We start from the raw sequence: 17,820 nt of genomic DNA, 5'->3' as shown, positions 1-17,820 counted from the left end.
CGATAACTGCATCAAACAACTCAATAAAAGTAGGTCATAAATGAAAGGCATTATTTCAATTCAATCTCATGTGGTATTTGGCCATGCTGGCAATAGCTCTGCAGTATTTCCGCTGCAACGCATGGGAATGGAAGTCTGGCCTATTCATACGGTACAATTTTCAAATCACACCCAATACTCACAAGGCTGGAAAGGCCGCGCTTTTTCAGCAGATGATATCAATCAGCTAGTCACTGGTATCGACAATATAGGCAAAATAGCAGACTGTCAGGCGGTATTATCAGGCTACCAAGGTAGCGCAGAACAATGCCAAGCTATTATTAACACGGTCAATACTGTCAAACAGCAAAATCCTACTGCACTTTATGTGTGCGATCCTGTGATGGGCGATCCTGAAAAGGGCTGCATTCTCGCAGATGGTATTACCGAGCAATTGATAAATGAAGTGATGCCGATTGCAGATGTGATTGTGCCGAATCAATTTGAGTTAACTCAGTTTACCAAAATGGAAATCAACAACCTTGAGCAAGCCAAAGCGGCTTGTCAAAAAGCGTTATCGATGGGGCCTAAAATGGTGTTGGTAAAACACCTGCACTCTGTTGCTGATGACACTTTTACCATGATGCTCGCCACTGAGTCAGGTTGTTATATTACCCAGCGCCCACAACTTGAATTTGATAAACAACCTGTTGGTGTCGGTGACTTAATCTCCGCTTTATTCACTGGTGGACTATTAAATGGCATGAGCGAAGTCGATGCATTTGAGCATGCAACTAATGCCTGTTACGGCGTATTAAAAGAGACTCACCAAAGACAAGAATGGGAACTGCAAACCATTGCTGCGCAAAATGAATTAGTTAATCCGAGCGAGAAGTTTCGCGCTAAAGCGGTATAAGTAATGGCATAAAAAAGCAGGAATCTAATCGATTCCTGCAAACTAGGTGGGGGAGCGTCAACAACGACAGCTCACCTAAACTGCCGTTGGTTAGATGTTTACAACTTAGTAGTTAGCTTGGAATGTCAGCCATAATTTATCGGTATCATTTGAGAAATCATAACCTTCGTCAGCACCACTGAAGCTTGCATATTTAACGCCTAGGCTATAATGCTTCGCAAATGGGTATGTAGCAGCAACGCCCCACTCAGTACCCATATCGATATCACCATAATCTGACTCAAACTGGTGGTATTTAGCCAAAAGTTTAAGGCCGGCAATTTTACCCGTTACAATCACATGGGTATCAACTAAACCATTATCCCAGTTACCTTTACCGCCAAATAAAAACTTATCAGTCCAACCGTTAAAGGCATGTAATGTTGCTAATGGTGTAATAAAGCCAGCTTTGCCGCTGTCAGAACCAAGTACTTCGTAGCCAATTTTTGCGCCAAAAGCATCAAAATCAATACCGGCACCTAATTTGTAATAATCAGCACTGTAACTTACTGGGTTATCACCGCCTTCAGACTGCTGAGCATATTCAGCTTCATAGCTCACTTTCAGTGCATCTAACTTAATATTACCCGTTGCACGAACACCAAAGGTATCAGTTGAGAATGCAGCAACATCAGTATTATCAATCAAATAGCCGTAACCACTTAAATTAACAAACTCGAGTCCTTTGTAATTGATATTGATTAAGCTGGTTTCGTTCTCGTGTTCTTCTTTACCTGAGCCTTCTGGGAAAATACGATTCACATTGGCCACATACGCATAATAAGCAGTGAGGTTTTCAATCGCCGTATTTTTAACAGATACCGCATCGTAAGTTTGTTCATTTTGACGGAAGCCAACCCCACCAACAAAACGCTGATTATCTAATAAAATGCGTTGACGGCCTAATTTAGCTAAGGTTTCAGCAGGCCCTTTGTAACCAATAAAGCCTTGGTTTATTTGAGTATATTTGTAATCACCAATTAAAGGTTCATTATCGGTTGAACGCACATCGTCAACTTCTGCTAAAGCAAATAGATTATAAATATCACCGGTTTGATAAGTTAAACGAGTACGTAATGTGGTTTGATTTTGCTGGTCAACATTCGCCACATCGACATCTTCATAGCGAAGTCTAAACTGCACATTCACTGAAGAGTCATCGATAAACGCTTTTTTTAATGGATCGACGCTTTCTGATTCAGCGTAAGCTGCAGATGTCGCTAATCCGGCAAGAACAGCTAATGTGAGGGTAGTTAATTTCATTTATTGTAATCCTTATATTTCATCATCTCGAGTGATGTTATATAGGTGAAATAAACTATAAATATTGATCTAAAACAATGTTACAAAAAGACTACAATTACGTATCAATAATTGTGAGCAAGATCATTAACTAATACTAATTTAGCATACCTCGAAATAGGTATTTTCAGTGATACCTCATATATAATTTGCTAAATAACCAATATCGATTTTAGCTTTATGCTAACAAAATATGTAATCCGCATATAAACAGCCAAAAAAAAGCCTGAAATAAAAATTTCAGGCTTTATCATTTTCGATGAAGTTAACAACCCGTAACGGTTAAATCATAAAACGCAGGCTCTGCAGCATTCGCTGTCACGCTATAGCGTAAGTTACAATTACTATTGATATCGTATCCTTGTGGGAAAATGTACACACCAGAGTTGGGTACATCATAGATCCCCCAATCTTGAGTAAATGCTTCCGCTGGACTGGCTAACTCAGCAAAGTCCCCTTCTACAGCTTTAGGTATATTCACTTTAGTCGCACTAATGTAGCCAACTGTCGTTGCGATTTTTACGCCGTTAACCTCAACTTCACCTGACTCCAGACTCGTTTGCGAGTCGATAGCCGCTTTTGAATAAACCAGTGAATTCGCCGATTGTAAACTCGCTTGTAAGCTTTGTAAGTTGGCAGTCACTGCGTCTGTTTTCAGATTTAAAAACTTAGGTGCAGCCACAACAGCTAACACACCTAAAATAATAATGACGACCACAAGTTCTATTAACGTAAAGCCACGTTGTGAATAACTGCTTCTCATAATACTTCTCAAATAACATGATATTTCAATAGGTTTAAAACAAGCCAAACCCTATCAAAATCAATAAGATTAATAATAGCCGCAGCATATATGAAGTCCGTAAACTCAACCACTACATACGTAACAAAAAGGTTTTAAATTGTTGGTAGAATTACGCTTTTGTTACACAAGTCGTACTTTTAAGCCATCAAACATCCAGCGTATTACAGTAGCTCTTGTTGAATTAACTTCAGCAAAAAGGTCTCACGCTCAATGGATAAGCCTTTCTTGTCACTATTGGCCATCGTATCAAGGTTATGTTGAATGGCTTGATCAATGTCCATCCAAACAGGCTTCATGCCATTATTAATTTCATGCTGCTCAAATTGGGGATCACCTAACTCTTGATCTATTTCACAGGTATAACAATAAGACAGCATATGCATGAGGTTTGCCCCATTCCTAGCCCAAGGGCGGTACTCTTCATATAAACCAAACTCGTTAATATTTCGAATATCACGCGCGCCCGTTTCCTCACTCAACTCACGGACTAAGCCTTGCTCAATATCTTCGTGATCATCAACACCACCGCCTGGCAATGAGTAATCATGATAGCGGGCGGTATACAACATCAGTATTTTCTGACCTTGTAGCACAATCGCCCTTGCAGCTCGTCGAGTCAGCATGACGTTATTTGTATCGTTCACAAATTCAATGGGGGTATCGGGATGATGAGTGGTTTTTAAATGGCGCATAAGCAAGTAACGAGAATCACAATAGTTGAAAAGGCGCATCATACGCCAATTTTGTGATCCACTGATAGTTTTTGCTGCTCTTTCAATCTATGCGGACTTTTGTCCTCACAGCTTAAGTTCTCGCCACTTATTATCGAGTTAATTAAAAAAAGGGGAAATACAATGACCGCACACATCAATGGCAAACTGGGTGATTTTGCCGAAACCATTATTATGCCGGGCGATCCGCTACGCGCTAAATACATTGCAGAAACCTTCTTAGACAATGCAGTCGAAGTGACCAACATTCGAAACATGTTGGGTTATACCGGTTTTTATAACGGCCAAAGAATTTCAGTCATGGGACACGGGATGGGGATCCCGTCGATGGTGCTGTATGCCCATGAATTAGTAAATGACTTTGGCGTAAAGCGCATTATTCGAGTAGGCAGTTTAGGTGCGACGCAACATGATGTAAAAATTAACGACGTCATTTTAGCCCAAGCAGCAGGCACCGACTCACCAACCAACGCTAAACGAAGTAGTGGTTATCAAATGGCTACATCGGCAACGTTCAGCCTATTAAACAAAGCCTACACTATTGCTCAACAAGAACAGATTAACGTTAAGGTGGGCAATATTTTCACTGGCGATCTGTATTACGATCCAGACGAAGATATGATCCCAGCACTTGAACGTTTTGGTGTATTAGGCATCGATATGGAGGTCGCAGGCCTTTACGGGTTAGCTCATCAACACGGAATTGAATCATTAGCGATTTTGACAGTATCAGACCACTGCTTAACGGGCGAAGAAACCACCGCCGAAGCAAGACAATTAACCTTTAACCAAATGATAAAGCTGGCATTAGAAACAGCAAGTCAATAAAACAACATTAGGGTTGTTACAGCATAAAGGGCACCAATTATGAAAAATAAAATATCCTTAACTCTGCTCAGTTTCTTAGCCAACTTTGTGATGGCAGGTTTTGCTACACAATTTGGCATGCTAATCGAGCCAATTGCTAATAAGTTTTCCGCTAACATCAATGAAGTAGCTTCTATTTTTTCATTACTCAATGGCGGCGCATTAGCAGGTACCATCGCCGCTTTCTTTTTGATTGAAAAAATCGGCGTCAAACGCATCACACTGATCAGTTACGTATCTATCGCATTAAGTGCTGCAGCGCTGCATTTCACCAGTTCACTATCCGTTGTCATGATTGCCATGACAGTGATTGGTTTGTGTGGAGGTGTTGGGCTATGTATCGCGGGCACCATTGTGGTATCAGTCTGGAAAGATAAAATTCAAAGCACCATGCTTGTAGTACAAGATGCCACCTTCAATGTTGCAGGTGTCATCTTCCCAATGATAACCACATACGCCCTAACCAATGCACTCTCTTGGAGTTACAGTTATTTAGCTGTGGGTATCGTTGCACTCGCTACAGCTGCTATTGCGCTGCTAACCAATTTTGACCTCTGTGAGTCTACATCTGCAACCGATGAAGCTGAAGAAAAGTCAGAATGGAACCTTGGCATCATTAGTGGTGGTGTAGGCTTGTTTCTGGGCATGCTGAGCCTCTATACCTTCCTCACTTGGGCACCGACATTTGTGTCGCAAAAATTTACTATCCCATTTGAAGAAGCTGGCAATATTATTACTCAGTACTGGTCAGCAGCATTAATCGGTGCGTTAGTCTCAACAGCCATTGTATCGCGAGTTAAAATTCAGCACTTTATTATGGGAATGATCTCCCTCGCGTTAGTCATTACCAGCTTAATTGTAACGACAACTAACTTAGAGTGGATTGGCTACTTAACCTATGGCTACGGTTTTGCTTGTGCGGCGCTGTATAATGCTTTCATTGCTTACGGCGTATCATTCGTCAAACAAGCAAGTAGCAAAAATGTGTCTTATATCTTAATCAGTGGTAGTGCTGGCGCAATGTTCAGCCCAGCGATTAGTTCAATGTTTGAAAGTATCATTGGCCTGCAAACTGTGATGTATGCTATCCCTGTCATTTACGCATTAATTATTATGATGTTAATTGCTTCTCGTCGCCAACAAGCGTCATTAGCGACTAAAGCTACAGCATAAACGGAAAATAAATTATTAAAAAAGCCTCTGATATCAAAATGATACAGAGGCTTTTATATAAACCGTTAATGTAATCATTTTATTGTTCTATAAAAGCTTTCAGTCCAGCTAAGTCTTGAATAATAATGCCTTCTTTTTCACGCTTGATCAGTGCTAAATCTTCCAGCTTTTTAACTGCTCTTCGATATACTCTGTCAGTGGTAGCAAAGCGCTCGGCCTCTAAGTAACACCGATTAAATCCTTCAACGGGCTGGTCATGCAGGTACTGATGATATAAATCGTAGGCAATATTGTAAGCAATGGGATACAACATTCTTCGAGTCAAAATATCCACGGTATCTTGGTAGTCTATTGCAATTGCACTGGCAAAAAATAATGCAAACTGTGGGGTTTTAACTAATGCCTCATGTAACTTATCGCCATTAATAATTGATATAGATAATGGTTCTTCAGCAATAATATCCAACTGACAAAGATATTGAGTAAAAAACTCCATTTCGCCAAATATTTGCGAATCACATGTCATGGTACCTAGTTGGAAACTACGACCATTTCTGGCGGTATACCCCATAGAAATTCTGCCACTTGGAACATAAATCAGCTCATTCACCTGCTGACCTTGCTCCATTAATTTATAGTGACGCTCTACGGTTTTCGTTTCTGTAATACATTGCCTCATGATCTTCTCAATCGAATCATGATGCTGCTGCCACTGATCTCGAAACCTTCCCTTCGCAAGCGGTTTTAATTGCATATCAACGTCTATATAAGCTCATTTTCTCTCGATTATAACGGCTAATTGATAGCTTACGTAATCTCACTGCCATTCAAAGCCAATAAATAGCTTAAATTCGCTAATAAACGAAACCACACAATTCAAGCCTCATCACTTCAGTCTTTACATCGCTCACACTTTTATATAAATTAAATAAAATATAAACCATTGATAAATAACAATAATTGATACATTTTCACACAAGTGTTGCCAAACAGTAACAGCTGAAGTTGTTATTTAAATCAGTAAACAGACAAGGATGTAAAATATGAAACGATGCCACTCTCAGCCACTCAAACTGACCGCTGCGATTGCTATTAGCTTTGTGGCTTTTTCTGCTCAAGCTAATGATACGCTAGCATCAGCTAATAACAGTTTTCATCACGATACTAGTGCTTCATATATCACTGATACAGACAACAGCGACAACGCTTATCTATTTGCCAGTTATCGTTATTATTTTGATGCCGTCAGTACTGAAATAGGTCCTTGGGCCCTAAATACCTTCTTGGCTCAATCTTCAAACTTCGGCGTAAACTACCTAAAATCAGATCTAGCCGAATCCAGCAGTTATCAAGTCGATGGCACTTATGTTTTTGAATCAAACTGGTTCATTGGCGCAAATTATCAGCAAATAAATGATGACGATGACTCCTTTGCCTGGCCATATAATTACGACGAGTCACTTTATGGTCTTAAGCTAGGTTATTACTTAAACGAAAGCTCGCAAATCTCCATTTTTTACCAAAACCAAAGTGGATCAGATAGTTATCAACACACTAGTGGCAGTGGCCAGAATTTCCAAATCGGCTTACTCGCTGCTAATTTTGATAACCAATCCGATACCTTTGGCCTAGAGGCTCAGAGTTATATTCCAATGGAGTCAATTAATGGGCTGAATTTGTTTGCACGTTGGCAGTACACCGATGCGAGTCAATATTATTATTATCGACTCGCGCAAGATGGATTTATGCCAGAACGCTACTTCACCACTGACATTGATAATACCTTCAACCACATTTTTATAGCCGCTGATTTTTACATCAATAAGTCGTGGTCAATAGGCGCGCAATATGCTTGGCAAGATATTGATAAAAAGCAATTTAATAGCAGCAGTTTCACCCCTGAAGGTGAAACAATCGAACTCTCTGAGAGTGTCAATAATTACGGTCTTAACACGGCTTACTGGTGGCAGATATCAGCCAATTTTTCTGCCAAATTTAGCGCCAGTAAATTGTTAAATGATGATGGCGGCGCTCAAGATGGGTTACTTCTTGGTATAGAAATGAACGCGCGTTTTTAATCAATAAGTTATATATCAAAGCATCTAGCAGCGTGTTCTAACACACTGCTAGATGATTTAATGAGGTTCACTTTAAAGTACGAAATACTCTTACTCACAAAACTGGATTGAGATGATTAATCCGCTAGACTCACCACATCGACATCCATAGACGTCGATGTCCATTCAGTATCAATTTCACCTAGCAAGGTTAATTTGGTATCTGGAGTAGCACTAATTCCTCTCCAATCATCGTTATCAATTTCAACAATGATCTCGCCACTTTCATCTTTAAATCGATATTCCTCATCACCTAAAGACTCAACAATATAACCCGTTAAAACTGCTGGTGTATCATCTTTTGCTTCAAGCGCATTTGCCGCAGTATAGACTTCTCCACGGCTAGGACCAGTAAAGCCACCAGCTTGCTTAACCGCTGGTTTAATCAGCGCCGTATCAGTATAAGCTTCTGGCTGACTAGCAATGGCTGTAGTTGATGCGAATAACACGCCACAGACTAATATTTTTTTCATTTTATGACCTCAAGATAGATGACGTTTGATAGCAGTATCTTACGACATAAAACCTGTACTGAAGCTTACCTTTACAATCGTTAATATTAATCATCGTTAATGGTTATAGAATTAACATAGTTGCGGACATTTATATTCTGTATTGGCTATATTAATCGTTCACCATCGACTCGCATTCAAAGCCTTGGCGCATTGAGTCAAAGCGACATTGCGAGCCACACTGCCATGGCGCATTGTTGTATTGAGCTGAAATGCTTTGAGCATGAACCTTACAAGATTCGTAACTGGTAAAGTCGGTTTCCATTTCATATGCGGCTGAGTTATAACCATTTTTATATACAAAAGAGCTCCAGATTTCTGGGCCTTTATGTTGGTTTGATAGATTAATCATCACTACCGAAGTAATGACAGTTATCAGCAAACCAATGATAATGACAATGGACACTAGATTTGAATTTTTGGCTGTAGTCATAATTAAAGTAGCAATAGGAATAATTGAAGTAGCATAAGACTATCTCGTTGAAAAGCAATCTCCTTGGAACTTATCCTTTCACCTTTCACCTTTCATCTTTCACCCCTCATCTTTCATCTTTTAATCTTTTAATCTTTTAATCTTTTAATCTTTTAATCTTTTAATCTGAATTGGAATAATAAACTGGCTTTTAACGGATACTATTGAGTTTTTAGCAGAGCATTATCAACAAAATCGATAAAGTGATTCTATAGATACTGGCATTATCAATGATTTATTAAATGCTAATATTATTGTATTAAGTTCGTGGATATCATCCCGATAGCATTTAATTTTTAGGAATACATCATGCAAAAAATCATTCTTGTTACTGGTTCTACAGATGGAATTGGATTAGAAACAGCAAAAATGTTGTTAGCTGAAGGTCATAAAGTGTTACTTCACGGTCGCAATCCTAACAAACTTGCCGACGTTGAAGCTCTGCTTACTAACAGCTCCTCAGCTGCACAAATCGAAACGTATGTCGCTGATTTATCCAGCATGAGTGATGTAAAAAAGTTAGCAGCAAACATTAAAGCAAATCACAGTAAACTGGATGTGTTAATTAACAATGCAGGAGTTTATAACCCAACCACTTTAGTCACCTCAGACGGCTTAGATTCACGCTATGCAGTAAACACTTTTGCGCCTTATTTACTCAGTAAGTTGTTAATGCCGATCATGGATAATAGCGGCCGCATTGTGAATTTATCTTCAGCTGCACAAGCCGCTTTTTTAGCAAACGACATGGCACAGCCAAGTCAGTTATCTGATAGTACTGTCTATGCCCAAAGTAAACTTGCGCTGACCATGTGGTCACGTGATTTAGCCTTATCAGTTCAAGGTCATGGACCTATAATTGTCTCAGTCAATCCTGCTTCGATGTTAGGCAGTAAAATGGTTAAACAAGCTTACGGTGTAGCTGGCGGGGATTTATCAATTGGTGCAGATATTCTAACCAGAGCGGCATTATCAGAAGAGTTTGCTCAAGCAACCGGGCAATATTTTGATAATGACAGAGGCCAATTTGCATCACCTCACCCTGATGCACTTGATGTAGCTAAAACCGCAAAAGTGGTTGCAGTGCTTGAGCGAGTTCTTACAGAGCTAAGCTAATAATTAAGCTCAGCTTCAATTACAAAAACCTTAATATTAAAAAAGCTAATGGCCCGTGCCTTTAGCTTTTTTATTGCCCTGCGATGACTCATTCTTTTGATAAAACCTGTCATCTTCAGCATAAGTACAACGCCTTTTCATCGCGGCAAAACCCTGAGTTGCATAACAGTCCTGTGACTTAGCAATAAAGCGATTATCAACAAAATCGATAAACTGATTCAATATAGTGCTTAATTATCAAGCTAAATATCTACTGCTAAGATCGCCTTCATTGTATTGCTAGGTGTCTTTTCATCTAGCGTTGACCTAGAGTGTCTCCACTTCTAGGTGATGTATTCTCAAATAAGACGACAGTCTTAAGGAAACGTTATGCGTTATGAAGGCAAAGTTTATCGTCCATGGCCCGAGGCTGACAGCATCCTCATTCAGACCACATTAGGTTGCAGTAACAACCAATGTACTTTCTGCAATATGTTCAGCGATAAACGATTTAAAATTCGTGAACTAGAAGATATTTTTAGTGATATTGAACAGGCCAGAAAAATCCACGCTCACGTTGAATCTATCTTTTTGATTGATGGCAATGTCATGGCTGTAAGAACCGAATTTTTATTGGCGATTCTCAATAAAATTACTGAGACTTTCCCTGAAATTCAAAATATTGCTTTATATGCAGGTTTTAATGATTTTCGCCGTAAAACGGTAGACGAACTTAAACAAATGCGGGCAGCGGGTTTGACAATGGCATACGCAGGTTTAGAGTCTGGCGATCCTATTGTCCTCGATAACATCAAAAAGGCGATGAAACCTGAACATGCCATTGAAGGCATGGCGATGGCAAAAGAGGCAGGGATTAAAGTGCTGGCTTCATTTATATTTGGCCTAGGTGGCCGTCATCGCTCAAAAGAGCACATTAAAGCGACTACAGATATTTTAAACATGATGCAGCCAGAAGAAATTGCGCCAATGGCCATTGCAATTCAGCCAGGAACTGAACTCGAACAACAAGTACTGCGTGGTGAATTTGTTATGCCAAGTCCATTACAAGTGCTGGAAGAAGAGAAATACTTATTGGAAAATTTAGCGGACTTTGACTGCTATTACTGGGGCGATCACGGTAATAATATCTCGCCAATGCGAGGCATGTTACCTCAAGCTAGAGTGCCATTTAAAGATAGAATTGAGCATGAAATAGCAACCAATCCAGTGACAAAACAAGACATCATTCAAACGTTTTCTTGGTAGGCTAACATGCTAATTTAACAGCTATTACCTTGCAAAGTGTTGGGATTCACCCTCAACACTTTGCCATTATTTAAGCCACTGTTTTTACTTTACTGAATGTCATATCAACCACGCATTAGTTCACGGTATACCGTAGCAATACCTCATTATCTAACACCACATTAGTAGACCAAATAAAGCTGGCTCCCGCCCCACTGAATTTTTCGATAAAATTCATGTAGGCTTTTTTATTATTCACTCCTATTTCATCATCTGAGTATAAGCTTGCTTGCGGCCAAGTACTTGAATCAAAATCTTCATTCATCCAATTATTAGCCATCGTCCAATGCACGGCATACGCTTGTTGTCCATTTTTCTCATCCGTAACACCACAGTCAATAGATAATCTCGCGCCGTCTTTTTCAGATAAGCAGCTTAAATCTAAAATTGGAGAGGTATAAAAAGTTTGCGCTTGCCAATCACGATTTGTCACAGTGCCATCACTAAAGCTGGCAATAAAGCCCCCATCACCAGCATGGTATGCATTACCTCTATTATTCTCAGAACCTAAACCTAGGTTTTCTTCCCAATCAATGACTTTAACTGCAATGGTATAAGGTTTACTGACCTTAAATTTTACAATACTTGAATTAAATGGCGTAAATGGCACGCTATCAACGGCGATTAATTTGCCATTGATATAAAGTTCAAAGTAATTATCTGCAAAAATATACCCCGTAATCACCTCACCTTGCGGGTCAACTGTCACCACGGGAACATCATCTTGATTAACTTCGGCTAAATTTCTAGGGGTAATACCAGCGCATTGTTCATATAAATCCATTGCTTTGGGCGCACTGCTAAATTGATTACTGCCTGGTACAGTCCATACTGCGCCCTGCGCATCAGTAATCTCACCTATACCTGCAGCGCGGCTACGACCATTTTGACACGTAAACAAATTACTGACGACGGTAGTCGCAGCGCCTTGGGTAATACTCCCTGAGCCGAGATAGTCATTATGGTGCATTTGAATATCATCAGAAGCACAGCTCATCGCTGTACTTCCTATCATGACGATACCGCCAATTGAAAATAGGATGTTTTTAAACAATTCGTTTTTCATAGGGCCTTCAGTCAATCAAATAAGTGTGTTGGTTAATAATAGGCTATTCATAAAAATATTGAATAAGGTTATTTAACCCTAGCAAGGCACTAATCACTAGCAGCTTTACAGTCTTTTAAGCTTTGACATAAATGGCACACAATTAGAATTACTGCGTATTGAAAACGAAAAGGCTTAGATGCTGAATGATAAAGTAGCGGTTATTTATAGAACTCACTAAAAGTGATTAAGAAATCTTACTAACCTTCTGAATAATATATCTTTCGCACATATTAAAGTGAGCAAATTCTTGCAACTGCGATTCTAACTCCGTCATAAATTCACTTAACTCTTTTATTGAAGGCTCAAGGATTAAGTGAATGACATACAAAGTACCTGTTCGCTTTTCTGCTTTACAGTCCGCTCTTGCTACTAAGGTTGCATTCCACATTATCGGCAAACAAAAATAGCCGAACTGGCGTTTTGCGGCGGGGACATAGCACTCAAGCAAGTAATCAAAATCAAATATCGCATTGGCGCGTTTGCGTTGGATCAGTAAGTTATCGAACGGCGACAGTATTTTCAGTTGTTGCTTGTTCACTCTGCGGTTTAGTAATGCTAAAACATCATGGCAAGCATAATACTCCACACCGTTAATCAGCACTTTATCTATCTCACTTGAGTGATAAAGCTCATCTATAGCTGCACTTGCATGAGCTTTAACGTGCTTGAGTAAATAGATGATTTCAGCCAGAGTACCAAAGCCTTGAGCGCGTAAAAATCGCAACACTAAAAATCGGCCATGTTCCTGTGCTGTAGGCACGCTATCATCAATATTTTTAGGTAATACTCGCTGGGTTAAATCATAGACCTTATGAAAGTTTCGCCGCTCGGTAATCATTAAATCACCTTGCATATACAAATTTTCTAGCGCCTGTTTTGTTGGACTGGCTCCCCAACCGTTATTTTTTAAACCTTTGGACACAAAGTCTTTAGCCATTAGCGGCCCTTCCGCTTCAATTCGACTCATGACCTCAGCCATTAATGGTAAATTTTTATTAAACCAATGCTGTTGCTCCCCAGCTTTTAAAGCATTCTTTCTTGGTAAGCTAAAGCGATAATCTTGCATGGGTAAGTAAGCCGCTGCATGCGACCAATACTCAAAGACTTTTTTATCAGCAATAAGCGTATCGATATGATCGAGTTGATAATGTGGGTTACGAGTCCAAAGCGTGTGATGATGCGCCCTTTGCACCACCGAAATAGTATCGATTTGCACATAGCCTAAGCGCCTTATTACGGCCAAAGTGGCTGAGTTAGCGGTGTTCTTTGAGGATTTAACCGGAAAACCTTGAGACAGTAAAACTAACTTTCTAGCTTGAGTCGGGCTTAACGTTAAAGCAGCTCTATCAGTCATATGGAATTACTCTGAAGTCGCAGTTGGAGTTAAAGATACATTCATGGCCATGCTTTAATCCCAATAAGGCTTTTGGCCAAATTGCTCAGCGAAATAATCAACAAAATCTATATAGCCATTATAAAATGGGCTTACCTTTACGTAAATTAGCAATTTTTAGCTTGTTGATAGTCAGATTTAATAGCCACAAAAAGCTGCTATCTATCTAAAAACATGACGGATATCTCCTTTTGAAATTTTAAAATAAAATTGTTACGCGGATCGCATTTTTATTTTGAAACTCCTGATAAATTCCAGCTTAAGCATACACTAATGTAGTGTCATTTTTACCAATACTAAATGCTTGTAGTTTGGTCTCTATGTTTAATATTGATTGTCTTTCTTGAACATCATTAACGGCCTTAAAGGTATCGCTAAAGCAAGAGATGACAATTCGATAATGAGGATATTTTATGGCTGAAATTATTGATCTTGTACTCATGGACGCTGAAGTTGAAGCGCTTGAGAAACCATCTAACCAAAAAGCAAAAGAAGATATGCTGCACAGACGCGAGGTAAAAAGGCGCCTTGAGGATTACCTTGAAGCCCAGCAACTCAAGCGTGACATGGGTGGCGATGACTTTTTTGCTTAGCTCTTAACATTAGCTCTTAACATTAGCTCTTAACATTAGCTCTTAACATTAGCTCTTAACATTAGTTCCTCGCATTAGTTTCTAGCAAATAATTGCTAGCTATTTCCATCTACCATGCATAGGCGTTCATCTCCCACAACGCTTTCCATGGATCATTAAGCTCAGCAGGCTTTCCAACGCTGAGCTTAATGAATCATAAATAACTTCACTAAAGCTAGACCTATAAAGTACCACCGACATCAGCATCACGCAGTGGTAAGGAGCGAACTGAAGGGGGGGCTCCTAAAACTTTTCTAAGCTCAGGATTCTGGAGTGATTTGATATACCCCGTAGCTTAACCCTGGTAATGAAACAGATATCTGCGTGTCTGCTACCTCGATGCTGTTTGATTGAATACCTGCCTGAGTATCCACTACAGCAACGGCACTTGACACTTTCATCGGTATTGAGATTTGCGCTATTTGAGTGCCAGAATTAAACACCATCAGCCACTCTTCGCCGGTCTCTCTATCAATGCGTGAAAAAGCAAACATCGCTGCATTTTCAGCTCTTGTGTCAGCTTGATAAAAGCGCGCCTGATACTCTCCTCGACGTAATACTCGATTATTTTTACGCAGTTCACTCAATGCTGAGATGGCGATAAACAAAGGGTGTGAGGTGTCAAAGTTGTCATCAGCAGTTGTGGCATGTGTGCCTAATAGCGTGTTGTCGTTATAACTTGCTACTTTTGAAGCAAACATGTCTTCTCGGGCATCAATATCATTACCGTCTCCAGTAAATCCTTGCTCGTCGCCGTAATACACCACCGGAATACCACGAGACAAAAACATAAAGGCATGGGATAAAATGCTGCGCTGTAATTTTTCTGCTTCTGTGCTGGCAATGCCAGCTTCATTGATAAAGTAACCCGCTCGCCCCATGTCGTGATTACTTAAAAAAGTCATCAATAAATCTGCTTGGCTATCTTCATCTTTATACAAATCATCTTGCTCAAATAATTGCTTGGCAAGCAGCGGACTTTGGCCTTGATAGAAAATCTTAGCCGCCGTATCTTGAAAGGCAAAATCCAGAACTGATGGCAACTTCCCCTCAGTGGTAAATACACTTAGGCTTTGTGGGTTGCTGTCGTACACTTCGCCAAATACATGAAAGTTAGGGATCCCCTGCTGCTTGGCAAATTCAACAATGGCAGGACTGAAGGTTTGCCAAAATGATAAATCCACATGACGCACGGTATCAATGCGAAAACCGTCTGGTTTAAATTCAGTGATCAATTGCTGATAGATATCAATCATGCCGTTTAGCACTTGTGGATTTTGAGTATCAAGATCATCTAAGCCGTTAAAATCACCATTCAGTGAACTTTCTCCCTCAAAGGTGCTGTCACCTTGATTATGATAATACTGAGGGTCGTTCAACCAGTGTGGAACTTTAACAGCTTCATCTTGGGTTAAAATAAATGGCGAATAACGCTCGCTTTCAGGTGTGTTTAATGGCTTGTACTGACATCGAGTCAGCCTTTGTTGATAAAGGCCATCATCTTGATGGCACTCTTTGTAACGAATGATATCAGCGGTGTGATTCGTAATAATATCAAAGAAGACTTTCATCCCACGCAGATGGGCAGCATCAATTAACTGCTTTAGCTCATCATTAGAACCAAAGTGCGGATCGATTTCGCTAAAATCGACAATCCAATAACCATGGTGAGCAATCCCATCTTTCTGAATCGCTTGATTACGCAGCAACGGCGTCATCCAAATAGCAGTGATCCCAAGCTTTTGTAAATAATCTAATTTTTGCTCGATACCTTTAATGTCACCACCGTGAAAACCGCGCTCAGAAGTGGTATCTAAACCGCCATGGGATATCCCTGAGGTCGCGCCATTATCATTAGCTGTATTGCCGTTATTAAAGCGATCTGGCAGAACAAAATAGAATATATCGTCTCGAATATCGCGATTAAGATAATCCTGATATAGGGCTGTTGCGTCAGGCTCTTTAGAAAAAAGCGGTTTAGAAGAGAGCGGTTTAACCTCTGCCTTCTCATTGGTTTGACAGCCAGATAGCATCAAACTGATGCCAATAAATACTGCTGATGTGGTTAATAATATGCGTTTCATAACACCTTCATATTCCATTAATTTAAGATAACTCCCAGACCTAGTGGCGAGTTAATCAATAACAATTAAGTACAATAAAGTTTGCCCTAAGTGACTAAGGCAACTCTTCACCTTTCGCGCTAACGTATAATGCGTACCAATGCTCGCGGGCAAGTGTTAATCCTACCGCTTGGTTACAGGCAGCAATTCGTTGCAAATTGGTAGTGCCTATCACAGGTTGCACCTTGGCAGGGTGCTGCATTAACCAAGCAAGGATAATCGCTTCTTTGCTGACACCATATTCACTGGCAAGCTGACTCACTAAGATGCTAGTTTGTTGTACTGCCGAAGCCTTATCATTCAAGTCAATACCCGTACTTAAAACGGCATTTGTATCTGTAACACCTGAATAAAGCCCCTGACATAAGCTGCCCCAAGACTGAACTTGAAGCTTTTGCTGCAGACAGTACTCCAGCATTCCAGGGGTAAAATTAATGGATGCGCCAGCTTGATTTCCTGCATAAACGGTTTCATCTATCCAATCTTGTTTATGCAAACTCAGCTCAACTTGGTTAACGACCAATGGCGTATCAAGAGCTTGTTGAATGGCATTGATTTGGTGTTGTTGCATGTTAGATACACCTAAAAAGCGCACTTTTCCCGCATCACGCAAGCGATGGTAAGTCTCGGCAATTTCAGCTGCTTGCATTAAGGGATCAGGACGATGAAGCACCAATACATCAAGGTAATCTGTTTGTAGCTGCTTTAAACTATTATCGACACTGTGGTTTATCCATTGCGCTGATAAATCATACCTTTTAGGGCCTATGTCATCTTGTAAGCGAATACCGCATTTGCTTTGAATAAACATTTGCTCACGCAGCTTAGGTCTTGCAGCAAGTACTTGGCCAAACACCTGCTCGGCTTTGCCAAAGGTATAAATATCGGCATGGTCAAAGTAATTAATCCCCTGAGTTAATGCCGCATCCACCACATCGTGGGCTTGAGCAAGTTCGATTGCGCTAATAGGATTACTATTCCAGCCACCACCTAAACCCATACAGCCATAAACAAGATCGCTAACACCATTTAGGTGTTCAGTTAAAGGCAATACTCTTGTGGTAACACCGACAGGCGCCATTGCAGATTTCATTATCTAATACTTCACTGTTTCAATAAGGAGATAAACCATAATCTCAATATTGCCTACCAGTGAGGAACCCAATTAACCAAAATCATTATTCGATATAACTACCAATAAAATCATGAGCGCACTTAAATAGAGCAAATAATGGAGGACAACTCAATAAA

General features: G+C 40.1%; 18 protein-coding genes. 7 read left to right on the top strand and 11 right to left on the bottom strand.

The window, feature by feature from the left end; all coding sequences use genetic code 11:
• Nucleotides 1-40 precede the first annotated feature (40 nt).
• Nucleotides 41-895 carry a pyridoxal kinase PdxY gene (gene pdxY, locus QPX86_RS05000; RefSeq protein WP_220753157.1) on the top strand — a complete coding sequence of 285 codons (855 nt, stop codon included), beginning with the start codon at nt 41-43 and terminating at the stop codon, nt 893-895.
• A 105-nt stretch (nt 896-1,000) separates the two neighbouring features.
• Here pdxY and QPX86_RS04995 read toward each other — a convergent pair whose 3' ends face one another.
• From QPX86_RS04995 to QPX86_RS04985, 3 genes are all read right to left on the bottom strand, one after another.
• Nucleotides 1,001-2,197: an alginate export family protein gene (locus QPX86_RS04995; protein WP_055024782.1), complete on the bottom strand. Its 1,197-nt coding sequence runs from the start codon at nt 2,195-2,197 to the stop codon at nt 1,001-1,003.
• A 304-nt stretch (nt 2,198-2,501) separates the two neighbouring features.
• Nucleotides 2,502-2,999 carry a type II secretion system protein gene (locus QPX86_RS04990; protein WP_220753158.1) on the bottom strand — a complete coding sequence of 166 codons (498 nt, stop codon included), beginning with the start codon at nt 2,997-2,999 and terminating at the stop codon, nt 2,502-2,504.
• Between the two features lie 203 nt (nt 3,000-3,202).
• The gene (locus QPX86_RS04985) at nt 3,203-3,733 is read right to left on the bottom strand and encodes an NUDIX hydrolase (RefSeq protein ID WP_285165137.1); all 531 of its coding nucleotides are present in this window, start codon (nt 3,731-3,733) and stop codon (nt 3,203-3,205) included.
• Nucleotides 3,734-3,895: 162 nt separating this feature from the next.
• Between QPX86_RS04985 and deoD the strand changes: the two genes are divergently transcribed.
• Together deoD and tsgA are read left to right on the top strand one after the other, a co-directional pair.
• Nucleotides 3,896-4,600, top strand: a complete 705-nt coding sequence (gene deoD, locus QPX86_RS04980) for a purine-nucleoside phosphorylase (protein WP_055024784.1) — start codon at nt 3,896-3,898, stop codon at nt 4,598-4,600.
• Between the two features lie 39 nt (nt 4,601-4,639).
• Nucleotides 4,640-5,812, top strand: coding sequence for an MFS transporter TsgA (gene tsgA, locus QPX86_RS04975; RefSeq protein ID WP_220753159.1), 1,173 nt, complete (start codon nt 4,640-4,642; stop codon nt 5,810-5,812).
• 79 nt (nt 5,813-5,891) lie between these two features.
• Here tsgA and QPX86_RS04970 read toward each other — a convergent pair whose 3' ends face one another.
• The gene (locus QPX86_RS04970) at nt 5,892-6,566 is read right to left on the bottom strand and encodes a Crp/Fnr family transcriptional regulator (RefSeq protein WP_220753160.1); all 675 of its coding nucleotides are present in this window, start codon (nt 6,564-6,566) and stop codon (nt 5,892-5,894) included.
• Nucleotides 6,567-6,855: 289 nt separating this feature from the next.
• Between QPX86_RS04970 and QPX86_RS04965 the strand changes: the two genes are divergently transcribed.
• A complete protein-coding gene (locus QPX86_RS04965; protein ID WP_285164530.1) occupies nt 6,856-7,890 on the top strand; it encodes a putative porin in 1,035 nt (344 codons plus the stop codon).
• Nucleotides 7,891-8,006: 116 nt separating this feature from the next.
• On the opposite strand, the gene QPX86_RS04960 is transcribed toward QPX86_RS04965, so the two are convergent.
• Nucleotides 8,007-8,402 carry a YgiW/YdeI family stress tolerance OB fold protein gene (locus QPX86_RS04960; RefSeq protein WP_220753162.1) on the bottom strand — a complete coding sequence of 132 codons (396 nt, stop codon included), beginning with the start codon at nt 8,400-8,402 and terminating at the stop codon, nt 8,007-8,009.
• Between the two features lie 151 nt (nt 8,403-8,553).
• On the bottom strand, nt 8,554-8,874 hold the full coding sequence (locus QPX86_RS04955; protein WP_220753163.1) for a hypothetical protein: 321 nt from the start codon (nt 8,872-8,874) through the stop codon (nt 8,554-8,556).
• A gap of 348 nt (nt 8,875-9,222) precedes the next feature.
• On the opposite strand from QPX86_RS04955, the gene QPX86_RS04950 reads away from it, so the two are divergent.
• The gene (locus QPX86_RS04950) at nt 9,223-10,029 is read left to right on the top strand and encodes an SDR family NAD(P)-dependent oxidoreductase (RefSeq protein ID WP_285164529.1); all 807 of its coding nucleotides are present in this window, start codon (nt 9,223-9,225) and stop codon (nt 10,027-10,029) included.
• Nucleotides 10,030-10,074: 45 nt separating this feature from the next.
• Here the strand turns inward: QPX86_RS04950 and QPX86_RS04945 are convergent, their stop codons facing one another.
• Entirely contained in the window at nt 10,075-10,251 is a 177-nt protein-coding gene (locus QPX86_RS04945) for a hypothetical protein (RefSeq protein ID WP_162928480.1), read from the bottom strand.
• Between the two features lie 147 nt (nt 10,252-10,398).
• Between QPX86_RS04945 and QPX86_RS04940 the strand changes: the two genes are divergently transcribed.
• A complete protein-coding gene (locus tag QPX86_RS04940; RefSeq protein ID WP_285164528.1) occupies nt 10,399-11,274 on the top strand; it encodes a radical SAM protein in 876 nt (291 codons plus the stop codon).
• Between the two features lie 115 nt (nt 11,275-11,389).
• On the opposite strand, the gene QPX86_RS04935 is transcribed toward QPX86_RS04940, so the two are convergent.
• On the bottom strand, nt 11,390-12,379 hold the full coding sequence (locus QPX86_RS04935) for a hypothetical protein (protein ID WP_285164527.1): 990 nt from the start codon (nt 12,377-12,379) through the stop codon (nt 11,390-11,392).
• 226 nt (nt 12,380-12,605) lie between these two features.
• Nucleotides 12,606-13,775 (bottom strand): winged helix-turn-helix domain-containing protein, encoded by a 1,170-nt coding sequence (locus tag QPX86_RS04930; RefSeq protein ID WP_285164526.1) that lies wholly within the window; start codon nt 13,773-13,775, stop codon nt 12,606-12,608.
• A gap of 452 nt (nt 13,776-14,227) precedes the next feature.
• On the opposite strand from QPX86_RS04930, the gene QPX86_RS04925 reads away from it, so the two are divergent.
• A complete protein-coding gene (locus QPX86_RS04925; RefSeq protein ID WP_220753167.1) occupies nt 14,228-14,407 on the top strand; it encodes a PA3496 family putative envelope integrity protein in 180 nt (59 codons plus the stop codon).
• Between the two features lie 299 nt (nt 14,408-14,706).
• Here the strand turns inward: QPX86_RS04925 and QPX86_RS04920 are convergent, their stop codons facing one another.
• On the bottom strand, nt 14,707-16,530 hold the full coding sequence (locus QPX86_RS04920; protein WP_285164525.1) for an alpha-amylase family glycosyl hydrolase: 1,824 nt from the start codon (nt 16,528-16,530) through the stop codon (nt 14,707-14,709).
• Between the two features lie 94 nt (nt 16,531-16,624).
• Nucleotides 16,625-17,662, bottom strand: a complete 1,038-nt coding sequence (locus QPX86_RS04915) for an aldo/keto reductase (protein WP_285164524.1) — start codon at nt 17,660-17,662, stop codon at nt 16,625-16,627.
• Between the last annotated feature and the right edge of the window lie 158 nt (nt 17,663-17,820).

The organism is Shewanella goraebulensis, assembly GCF_030252245.1.
Classification (GTDB): domain Bacteria; phylum Pseudomonadota; class Gammaproteobacteria; order Enterobacterales; family Shewanellaceae; genus Shewanella; species Shewanella goraebulensis.
The sequence above is the reverse complement of the archived record's forward strand: the minus strand, read 5'-3'. Positions and strand labels throughout refer to the sequence as shown.